The organism is Micromonospora sp. NPDC050695, assembly GCF_040654415.1.
In the GTDB taxonomy this organism is placed as follows: domain Bacteria; phylum Actinomycetota; class Actinomycetes; order Mycobacteriales; family Micromonosporaceae; genus Micromonospora.
Genome location: NZ_JBFAHZ010000025.1, coordinates 74,207 through 84,383, shown reverse-complemented (window position 1 = coordinate 84,383; position 10,177 = coordinate 74,207). Strand labels below are relative to the sequence as shown.

10 protein-coding genes are annotated in these 10,177 nt (G+C 71.1%); 7 read left to right on the top strand and 3 right to left on the bottom strand.

What is annotated here, in order from left to right; all coding sequences use genetic code 11:
• Together AB0H52_RS19910 and AB0H52_RS19905 are read right to left on the bottom strand one after the other, a co-directional pair.
• A partial coding sequence (locus AB0H52_RS19910) for a DUF222 domain-containing protein (RefSeq protein WP_357949144.1) occupies positions 1 to 335 on the bottom strand: 335 nt, incomplete at its 3' end.
• Positions 336 to 479: 144 nt separating this feature from the next.
• On the bottom strand, positions 480 to 1,772 hold the full coding sequence (locus AB0H52_RS19905; protein ID WP_357949142.1) for a chitosanase: 1,293 nt from the start codon (positions 1,770 to 1,772) through the stop codon (positions 480 to 482).
• A 190-nt stretch (positions 1,773 to 1,962) separates the two neighbouring features.
• Here AB0H52_RS19905 and AB0H52_RS19900 point away from each other — a divergent pair, with 190 nt between their 5' ends.
• The 3 genes from AB0H52_RS19900 to AB0H52_RS19890 all read left to right on the top strand — a co-directional run bounded on the left by AB0H52_RS19900 (position 1,963) and on the right by AB0H52_RS19890 (position 4,032).
• Complete coding sequence (locus tag AB0H52_RS19900; protein WP_357949139.1) at positions 1,963 to 2,568, top strand: RNA polymerase sigma factor; 606 nt, start codon at positions 1,963 to 1,965, stop codon at positions 2,566 to 2,568.
• Positions 2,565 to 3,269, top strand: coding sequence for a hypothetical protein (locus tag AB0H52_RS19895; RefSeq protein ID WP_151488636.1), 705 nt, complete (start codon positions 2,565 to 2,567; stop codon positions 3,267 to 3,269). The genes AB0H52_RS19900 and AB0H52_RS19895 overlap by 4 nt, the downstream gene beginning before the upstream one ends.
• Before the next feature lie 142 nt (positions 3,270 to 3,411).
• Complete coding sequence (locus tag AB0H52_RS19890) at positions 3,412 to 4,032, top strand: hypothetical protein (protein WP_151488637.1); 621 nt, start codon at positions 3,412 to 3,414, stop codon at positions 4,030 to 4,032.
• A gap of 47 nt (positions 4,033 to 4,079) precedes the next feature.
• Here AB0H52_RS19890 and AB0H52_RS19885 read toward each other — a convergent pair whose 3' ends face one another.
• A complete protein-coding gene (locus tag AB0H52_RS19885; protein ID WP_151488638.1) occupies positions 4,080 to 5,705 on the bottom strand; it encodes a glycoside hydrolase family 43 protein in 1,626 nt (541 codons plus the stop codon).
• Between the two features lie 251 nt (positions 5,706 to 5,956).
• Between AB0H52_RS19885 and AB0H52_RS19880 the strand changes: the two genes are divergently transcribed.
• From AB0H52_RS19880 to AB0H52_RS19865, 4 genes are read left to right on the top strand one after another with little or no spacing between them, the layout of a single operon-like run.
• Positions 5,957 to 7,249, top strand: coding sequence for an extracellular solute-binding protein (locus AB0H52_RS19880; RefSeq protein WP_151488639.1), 1,293 nt, complete (start codon positions 5,957 to 5,959; stop codon positions 7,247 to 7,249).
• 52 nt (positions 7,250 to 7,301) lie between these two features.
• Entirely contained in the window at positions 7,302 to 8,300 is a 999-nt protein-coding gene (locus AB0H52_RS19875) for a sugar ABC transporter permease (RefSeq protein WP_357949134.1), read from the top strand.
• The gene (locus tag AB0H52_RS19870; protein ID WP_278122200.1) at positions 8,297 to 9,136 is read left to right on the top strand and encodes a carbohydrate ABC transporter permease; all 840 of its coding nucleotides are present in this window, start codon (positions 8,297 to 8,299) and stop codon (positions 9,134 to 9,136) included. Before AB0H52_RS19875 ends, AB0H52_RS19870 begins: the two co-directional genes overlap by 4 nt.
• Positions 9,137 to 9,152: 16 nt before the next feature.
• Positions 9,153 to 10,172, top strand: a complete 1,020-nt coding sequence (locus tag AB0H52_RS19865) for a LacI family DNA-binding transcriptional regulator (RefSeq protein WP_357949130.1) — start codon at positions 9,153 to 9,155, stop codon at positions 10,170 to 10,172.
• Positions 10,173 to 10,177: the final 5 nt, after the last annotated feature.

Below are 10,177 nucleotides of genomic sequence, written 5' to 3'. Positions count from 1 at the left end.
ATGACCCGGGCCTGCTCGACGGTGATGTGTCCGTCGGCGAGCGCGTGGCGTATTCCGGGGTTGCCGGTGTCCAGCGCGGTGGCGAGGTCGACCAGTCGGCGGGCGGCCGCGATGGTGAGGTGCAGTCGTTCCCGCAGCCACACCGTGGTGGAGGAGGCGCCCTGCGCGCGGGCGGTGCCCCGACCGTCGACCTCACGGATCAGGGCCAGCTTCACGGCGGCGAGGCGCTGCTCCAGGCGGTGCGCGGCGTCCAGCGCGGCGATCAGCTCCTGCTCGGGCAGCGCCCTGGCGGCCGTGTCGGCGCAGGCCGCGATAGCGTCCTCTGCCTGCGTCAACTCCCCGACCATGACCCGACACTAGAACAGGTGTACGACAAATTTCAGCGACCATGATCGATCTGAAGGCATCGGAGGTGCGAGCGCACCCGACCTCGGCGTGCGGCGGGGCGACCGAATTCGCCCCGCCGCACCATCGAAGCCCTAACCGATGCGGTACTGGTCGCCGTAGACGGCGAACACCAGGGGCGTGTTCAGGTTGAAGTTTCCGTTGGTGAGGAACACCCGCTGGGCCGTGTCGACGCGGGACGTGTCCGAGTGGGCCTCCTCCTTCTTCATCTCGACGACCCGCTCGTCGAGGAACGCGTTGAGCCAGGTCCGCTCGTCGCCGCCCTGGGCCGGGGGCTTCGCGCGGGCGAGGGCGCGGCTGCGGATCTGGCGCATGCCCTCGTACCCGTGCATCACCGCCGCGTCGTAGTAGGCGAACTGGCCGAGTGCCCGGACCCGGTCGTTCTTGCCGTCGCGTACCGACGGGTTGAAGTACACCCGGTCACGTTCGGCCTCCTGCGCGGCCCGGAACACCGAGTCGTTGGCGGCGGTCCGCCAGTCGCGGGGGAAGTTGGGGTCGAGGCCGGCGTGCGAGGCGGTGCCGTTGACGGCGCGCAGCGCCGGCAGGTAGCCGGCCAGCACGTTGCCCGGCTTGGTCCGGGTGTACGCCTCGACCAGTTCCAGCATGTCGCCGGTGCCGGAGCAGAAGCCGATGATGCCGGCGGTGTAGCCGCGCCCGTCGCCGATGTCCTCGATGTAGGAGAACTGCGCGCGCCAGTCGAGCGACGAGTTCTCCGCCGCCGAGACGAGCTGCATGGCGACGTCCTTCTTCGCCGGGTCATCGAGGTTGGTGCCCGCCGGGGTCGTGGGCGTGGGGGTGGGGGTGCTCCCGCCGGGTAGGGTCCACTGCTGGTTGGAGGTGCCGCCGCAGGTCCAGATCTGCAGCCGGGCGCCGTTGGCCGTGCTCCGGTCGGTGACGTCGAGGCACTTGCCGGAGCCGGTGTTGACGAGCGCGCCGCTGCTGGCGGTCCACTTCTGCGCGCCGGTGCCGTTGCAGTCGTACAGCTGCACCTTCGCGCCGTTGGCGGTGGACGCGGCGGTGACGTCGAGGCATTTGCCGAGTGCCCGGACGGAGTTGTCGGTGTTGCCGACCGTCCACGTCTGGGCGGCGCTGCCGTTGCAGTCGTAGAGCTGCACCGCTGTGCCGTTGGCCGGGTTCGCCCCGGCGACGTCGACGCACTTGCCGGCGAGGCCGGTGATCGGGCCGGCGGTCGCGGCGCTGGCCGACGGGAGACCGTAGCCGAGCGCCGCGACGGCGGCCAGCAGGGCACCCACGGCGGAGGCGGCTGTTCTCTTGCGCACCATGGTGTTCCTCGGGGAAGGGGCGGCGTGCCGCCGGCCGGTCGGTGGCCCGGCGCGGCGATCGGCCCCGGCGGGCACCGCGAGCATCAGGAAACTGTATTAACAGATAGCAGTGCGTCGATCAACTGTCAAACGGTGACGGTGCGGGATCAACCGAGGAAGTCGTTGGTGGCATCGGCTGTTCACCTCTGTTGCAACGGCCTGTGCGCCGCTGGCTATCCTCGGCCGGCACACGGATCAGCGGAACCCAGCGCCGCCCGACGGACAGAGAATGGTCATGGAGTCGAGTCTGCGCGCCGGGGTGCGAGCCGGTGATCCCGGCGCGTTCGCCGAGCTCTTCGACCAGCACGCGCGCTCGGTGTACAACCACGCGTTCCGGCTCACCGCCGACTGGGCCACGGCGGAGGACGTCATGGCCGCCACCTACCTGCAGGCGTGGCGTTCCCGCGACCGGGTCACCGAGGACGGCGGCTCGCTGCGGCCGTGGCTGCTGGGCATCGCCACGAACGAGGCCCGCAACCACATTCGCAGCAACCGCCGCTACCGCCGGGTGGCTGCCGCGCTGCTCGCCGGCGACCGCACCCAGCCCGACCACGCCGACGAGGTCGCCGGCCGGCTCGACGACACCCGGCGGATCGCCGCCGCGATCGAGGCGCTCACCCGGCTGCGTCGACCCGAGCGCGAGGTGCTGACGTTGTGCCTGTGGGAGGGCCTGGACTACGAGGCCGCAGCCCAGGCGCTGGGGGTGCCGGTCGGCACCGTCCGGTCCCGGTTGTCGCGGGCTCGCGCCCGGCTGCGTACCCTCGTCGACGCCCCGCCACGCGCCTCCCGGCAGCCGGTCCTGGACGACCCGGTCTCGCTCGTGCGGGAGGTAAGCCAGTGAGCGCGCCCGACCCGTCCGAGTGGACCGGAATCGCCCCGCACCCCGGTGCGCGTGACCTGCCACCGGGTCGCCACGAGCTGCACCGCGACCGCCTGCTGGCGGCGATCGCGCAGGAGACGCGTACCCCCGGGGTCGCCCGCACGTGGCGGCGGCCCGCCCTGGCGGCGGCCGCGCTGGTCCTGGTCGCGGGCGTCGGCGCCGGGCTCGCCGCCACCGCCGGTGACGACCCGCCGGCGGCCCTCCCGGCGCCGGTCGCGAGCCGCCCGGCCGCCCGGCCCGCGCCACCGGGCGGGACCGCGAAGATCCAGGGGTACGGCACGGTGCGGCACCTCACCGCCACCGCCGATTTGGTGGTCCGTGGCGAGGCGCAGTCGGCGGCGGACGGTCGGGTCGTCTACCGGGTGGCCGAGGTGCTCTACCGCGCGTCGCACGCCCCGGTGTCCGCAAAGATCACGGTGCTGGCACCGGAGGCGACCGGCCGGGCGACCGTGCTCTACCTGGCGCTCAGCGACCCACTGACACCCGCCTACACGCCGCTCGGCGGTGACGTCGGGATCTTCGACGTCACCGGGGACACGGTCACCAGCCGCTCGGCGACCAGATCGGTGACCGGGCTGCGCGCCGAGCACGCCACCACGGCGGGACGCGCGTTCGTCACGACGCTGCCCGAGCTGCGCCAGGTCGCGGCCGAGCGAGGCTGAGGCCCAGGTCGCGACCGAGCGGAGCCGGCGCGCCGAAGAATCGTGGAACTCGGTGCCCGGGCCGCACAGATAGAGGGCGTAAGCAGTGCCGCGACCCGGGCGAGACGACCCGGGACGGCACCGAGACGCGAGGAGCGTTCCCATGGCAGTCGACCTCCGCCGTACCCGGCCCCTGTGGGTCGCGGCCGCCGCCGTGCTCGCCGCGGCGGCGCTGTCCGCCTGCGGCAGCGCCGACGACGCCGCCCCGGCCGCCGCGCCGACGGCGCCGAGCACGGCCAGTGCGGCCACGCCAACGGACGCGCCGCCCCCGCCGGTCAAGGGCAAGCTGCGCGGGTACGGCACCGTTCGGCAGCTCAGTGAGACCGCCGATCTCGTCGTACGCGGCGAGGTCGAGGCGGCCGGGTTCCGGGTCGACGAGGTGCTGCGCGCCGGCGGCGGATCCGACGTGCGGCCCGGTGCCCGGATCACCCTCGCCAGCCTCGACTCCGGTGTGGCCGACATGGCCCACATGTCGAAGCTCGACGCGGGCCAGGTCGTGGTGCTGTACCTGGCGAAGGACCCGGCTGCCCCGACGTACCGGACGCTCAGCGGCGACTTCGGCGTGTTCGACGTGACCGGCGGTGGTGACGACGCCGTCGCGTCGACCCGCTCGCAGGCCATGGCGGTCACCGGCCTGCTCGCCGAGGACCCGGCCGCGTCCGGCCGAGGCTTCCGCACCACCCTCGGCCAGTTGCGTACCGCCGCCGCCCAGGTCGGCCGGTAGGGCCGGGACGTGGACGGCACCCGAACCGCCGGGTGCCGTCCACGAACTCAGTGTTCCCGGTAGGTGGCCAGGTCGAAGTCGGCGTACACGCCGTCGCCGCCGAGGTCCTGCACCCAGAGGCCGAGGAACGCCCCCGTGAAGCCCCACGCCGCCGGCTCGCCGTCGATGATCAGCGCGGCGTGCTCGTCGGACAGGATCGTCGCGTCCAGGTCGACGGGCAGCCGCTGCCAGCCGGCGCCGAGGTCGTAGTCGAACCGCACCACCGGCCCGTCGAACACCGCCCGCAGACCGACCCGGGTGACGCCGCTCGCGTCGACGGTCAGATCGGGGTACGGGGTGCGCCGCCCGTTGTCGGAGCTGAGCAGCTCCAGCACCGTCCGCCCGTCGTCGGCCCTGGTCAGGTAGAGGTGGTGCCAGTTGAGGGTGTTGTAGTAGGCGGTGATCCCGGCGAGCTGGCGGTGGTCGACCGGGTCGAACTCGACAACGGTCTCCAACGAACAGCGCGTCGCTCCGACGCGCCGGGCGACCAGGCTGGGCGACTGCCGGCCGACCGGCGACTGCCCACCGTGGACCCGCAGGTGAGACGGGCGCGCCCGCAGGTCGACCCAGTCCGTGGTGGCCGGGCGGCGCAGCGTCGACCAGGAGGCGCCCAGCTCGGCGTCGTCGAAGTGGTCGGTGGCCGGTTCCGCCGGCCACGGGTGCTCGGGCAGGTCGGGCGCGACGACCTCGTCGGCCGGCACCCCGCCGGGGATCCGGGGCCAGCCGCCGGACGGCCACTCCACCCGCTGGATCGCGGTCTCCCTGCCCAGCACACAGCTGCCCAGCGGGGAGTAGGGGCGGCCGACCAGGTGGGCCAGATACCACTCGTCGTCCTGGGTGCGGACGAGGCTGCCGTGCCCGGCCTTCTGCAATCGCAGGTCCGGTCGGCCGACCGAGGTCAGCAGCGGCCCGTCCGGGTCCACCTCGTACGGCCCGAACAGCTCCCGCGACCGTGCCACGGTGACCTGGTGCTCCCAGCTGGTGCCACCCTCGGCGGTGATCAGCCAGTACCAGCCGTCGTGGCGGTACAGGTGCGGCCCCTCGGTCACCCCGACCGGGGTGCCGGTGAACAGGATGCGGGGCCGTCCGACGAGTCGGCGCGTGGCCCGGTCGTACTGCTGGATCTCGATGCCGCCGAAGCGGTCCCGGCCGGGACGCCAGTCCGCGCTCATGCTCAACAGCCAGCTGGTGCCGTCGTCGTCGTGAAACAGCGCGGCGTCGAACCCCCGCCCGTGCAGCTTCACCGGGTCCGACCAGGGGCCGGCGATGTCGGGGGCGGTGACCAGGAAGTTCTGTGGATCCCAGTAACCGCTGGCGAAGCTGGCCACGTCGCTGTAGACGAGATGGAACTCGCCGTCGTGGTAGGTCAGGTCCGGTGCCCACACCCCGTTCGAGTCGCCGCAGCCGCGCAGGTCGAGCAGGCGGCGATCGGTGATGACGCCACCGAGGGTGCGCCAGTTCACGAGGTCACGGGAGTGGTGTATCCGTACCCCCGGATACCACTCGAAGGTCGAGGTGGCCAGGTAGTAGTCGTCGCCGACGCGCAGGATCGACGGATCCGGGTGGAACCCGGCAAGGACGGGATTGCGGATCGACCGGGCAGCGGTCGCCACGTCAGCGGTGTCGGTCGACACGGGGGCTCCTCTGGGTGGCTCTCTGGAACTTCCGGAAACTTGCGGTCCAGGGTCGCTGGAAGTCCTGCCTACGCTAGCCGGTCTTATCGCAATAGGACAGGGGTCTTGACCGGTGTGGAAACAGCTCGTAGCGTGCCCGCCATCGACCGGTAATACCGGCGAAGCAATGAAAGTTCCGGAGATCCATGTTCGCGCACCCTGCCGGCTCGACCGGCGACCGAGCACCCCGTGAATTCCCGAAGGGATGGATCATGACCACGCACCTTTCCCGCCGAACGCTGCTCGGCCTCGCCGGCGCCGGTGCCGGCGCCTACCTGCTCAGCGCCTGCAGCGACGGCGAGTCGGCCGACCCGAACGCCCCGCAGACCATCAACTGGTGGCACATCCAGAACACCGAACCGATGCTGCCGGTCTGGGCGGCGATGGCCAACGAGTACAAGACCGCGCACAGCAACGTCACCATCACCATCCAGCCGCTGGAGAACGAGGCGTTCAAGGCCAAGCTCACCACCGCCACGCAGGCCGGCGACCCGCCGGACCTCTTCCAGTCGTGGGGTGGCGGCGTACTCAAGCAGCAGGTGGACGCCGGCCTGGTCAAGGACCTCACCGACGACCTGAAGTCGCTGGCCGACGGCATCCTGCCGGCCGCCATGCAGCCGTACACGATCGACGGCAAGATCTACGGCATCCCGTTCGACATCGGCATGGTCGGTTTCTGGTACAACAAGGACCTCTTCGCCCGCGCCGGCATCACCGAGACCCCCACCACCTGGACCGGCGTGCTCGACGCGGTCCGCAAGCTCAAGACCGCCGGCACCACCCCGATCGCCCTGGCCGGCAAGGACAAGTGGCCCGCCCACTTCTACTGGTCCTACCTGGCGATGCGCATCGGTGGGGTGGGCGCGCTGCAGAAGGCCGTCGACGACAAGAACTTCGACACCCCCGACCTCGCGGCCGCCGGCGAGCGACTCAAGGAACTCGTCGACCTGCAGCCGTTCCAGAAGGGCTTCCTCGGCGCGGAGTACGGGTCGCCCGACGGGCAGGCCGCCACGATGGGCAACGGCGGCGCGGCCATGGAGCTGATGGGCCAGTGGGCGCCGGCGGTGCAGGCGTCCAGCTCCACCAGCAAGAAGGGCATCGGCGACAAGCTCGGCTTCTTCCCGTTCCCCGCCGTGGACGGCGGCAAGGGCTCCGCCACCGAGGTCTTCGGCGGTGGCAACGGCTTCGCCGTCGGCAAGGACGCTCCGGCTGCCACCATCGATTTCCTGAAGTTCCTGCTCAGCGCCGACAACCAGCGTCGGTCCGCGAAGACCGGCGCGGTGCTGCCCACGGTGAAGGACGCCACCGACGCCATCACCGACCCCAACAACAAGGTCGTCGCGGAGACCCTGGCCAAGAACACGGGCTTCCAGCTGTACCTCGACCAGGCGTACGCGCCGGCACTCGGGCAGCAGATCAACGACAGCGTCGCCGAGATCATCGCCGGCAAGAAGCAGCCCGCGGCGATCCTCAAGGACATCACGCAGGTGGCGAAGACCGTCTGACCGTGGCCCTTCCCTCATCCGTAGCCGGCCGTAGAACCCGAGTGGAGCAGGCATGACCAGGCCATCGACCGTGTCCGACACGAGGCGCGGCGACACGGCGACCGATCCGCCGGCACCGGGGCCGGGCACCGCGCGACAGCGCGGCCGCCAGCCCCGGCCGGGCCGGGGCGGCGTCCTCGCCGTGTTCCTGGCGCCTGCCCTGGCGCTGTTCCTGCTGCTGGTCGTCGCCCCCATCGTGGTGGCCAGCTACGCCAGTCTCTACAAGTGGAACGGCTTCGGACTGCCGGAGAACTTCGTCGGGCTGGACAACTACACCCGCGCGTTCGGCGACCCGACCTTCCGCGGCGACCTGTGGCGTGGCCTCGTGCTCGTGCTGCTGTCCCTGGCCGTGCAGCTGCCCGCCGCACTGGCCCTGGCCATGCTCCTCAACCAGCCGCTGCGCGGCCGGGCCGCCTACCGGCTGATCTTCTTCGCGCCGTACGTGCTCTCCGAGGTCACCACGGCCGTCCTGTTCACGCTGGTGTTCTCACCGAACCGAGGGTTGGGCGAGTCGGTCTCCCGGTGGTTGGGCGCCGACGCCGGCGCGGTCTTCGCCGACCCGGACACCGTGCTGTTCGCTGTCTTCCTGGTGGTGTCCTGGAAGTACTTCGGCCTCTACATGATGCTGTTCCTGGCGGCGCGGCAGGGCATCCCCAAGGAGCTGTCCGAGGCCGCCGTCACCGACGGCGCCAGCGCCTGGCAGGCGTTCCGGCACGTCACCCTGCCCCTGCTCGGCCCGACGATCCGGATCAGCGTGTTCCTGTCGGTCATCGGCACCATCCAACTGTTCGACATGGTCTGGGTGCTCACCGGCGGCGGCCCGATCCACTCCTCGGAGACCATGGCCGTCACGATGTACCAGTACGGCTTCCGCCGCTTCGAGGTGGGCTACGCCAGCGCGATCAGCATCATCATGTTCCTGCTGAGCCTCGTCTTCGCCCTGTTCTACCAGCGCATCGTCCTGCGTCGGGACACCGCGGGCGCGATCACCAACCAGGGAGGCCAGCGATGAGCGCCACGACCAGTCGCGCCCAGCGGACCCGCAGCCTCGTGCTGCATCTCGTCTGCATCGCCGTCGGCGCGCTCATCGTCGTGCCGGTGTGGTTCGGCGTGATCGGCGGATTCAAGGACAACGGCCAGCTGTCGACGAACCCGCTGGGTCTGCCCGACCCCTGGGTGCCGCAGAACTACACCGACCTCTTCGTCTCCGGGGTGTTCTGGCGTCAGCTCGGCAACAGCCTGCTCATCGCCGTCAGCAGCACCTTCATCGTCGTCGGCGCGGCGGCGATGGCGGCGTTCGTCTTCGCGCGCTACGCCTTCCGGGGCCGCGAGTTCCTGGTCACCCTGTTCGCGATCGGCCTGATGTTCCCGTTCGCGGTGGCCATCCTGCCGCTGTTCGTCCTGCTGCGCGGCATGGGCCTGCTGGACAACCCGCTCGGCGTGATCCTGCCCCAGGCCGCCTTCGGGCTGCCGATCACCATCATCATCCTGCGTCAGTTCTTCCGTACCATCCCCGCCGAGGTCGAGGAGGCCGCCGTCCTCGACGGATGCGGCTCCTTCGGCTTCTTCTGGCGGATCCTGCTGCCGATGGCCCGTCCCGCGCTCGCCACCGTCTCGGTGCTCGCCGTCGTGACCAGTTGGAACAACTTCATGCTCCCGCTGGTCGTCTTCAGCGACCAGAGCTGGTGGACCCTGCCCGTCGGGGTCCAGGCGTTCCAGGGCCAGTACGCCGACGACACCGCGCGGGTGCTCGCCTACGTCGTGCTGTCCATGCTCCCGGCACTCGGCTTCTATGCCGTCGCCGAACGACAGCTCATCGGCGGCCTGACCGGCAGCGTCAAGGGCTGAGAACGAAGGGCGGACCGTGGGCTCCGACAACGGCCGAAACGTCACCATCGCCATGATCGCACGGCTGGCCGGTGTCTCCGTGCCCACGGTCTCCCGGGTCATCAACGGCCGCTCCGACGTCGCCCCCGACACCCGGGAACGCGTCGAGGCCCTGCTCAACCACCACGGCTACCGCCGCCGGCCACCGGCACGAAGGGACGACGCCGCACTGATCGACCTGGTCTTCAACGACCTCGACAGCCCGTGGGCCGTGGAGATCATCCGAGGCGTGGAGGACGTCGCGCGGAGCAGCGGCGTCGGCACCGTCGTCTCGGCGATCCACTGGCGCATCTCCTCGGCGAAACAGTGGCTCGACAACATGCGTACCCGATCCACCGAGGGCGTCATCTTCGTGACCTCGATGGTGAACCCACCGTTGCAGGCCGAGCTGCGCCGGCTGCACCTCCCGGTGGTCATCATCGACCCCGCCGGCGTCGACCCGCAGGAATCACCCACCATCGGGGCCACCAACTGGGCGGGCAGCCTCAGCGCCAACCAGTACCTCATCGGCCTCGGCCACCGCCGCATCGGCTTCATCGCCGGCCCACCGCACCTCATGTGCAGCCGGGCGCGCCTGGACGGCTACCGGGCCGCCCTCGGCGCCGCCGGCATCCCCATCGACGACGCCCTCATCCGGCCGGGCAACTTCTACCACGAGGCCGGCTACACCGCCGGTACGCAACTGCTGACCCTGCCCGACCCGCCGACCGCCATCTTCGCCGCCAGCGACCAGATGGCACTCGGCGTCTACGAGGCGGTCCGCAAACGTGGCCTGCGGGTGCCCGACGACATCAGCGTGGTCGGCTTCGACGACCTGCCCGAGGTCCGCTGGTGCTCGCCGCCGCTGACCACGGTCCGTCAGCCCCTGGCCGAGATGGGCATGATGGCCGCGCGGACCATCCTGCGGCTCGCCGGGGGAGAGAAGGTCGAGAGCCCACGGGTCGAACTCGCCACCGAACTCGTCGAACGCGACAGCGCCGCACCGCCCCGAGCCTGACCCCG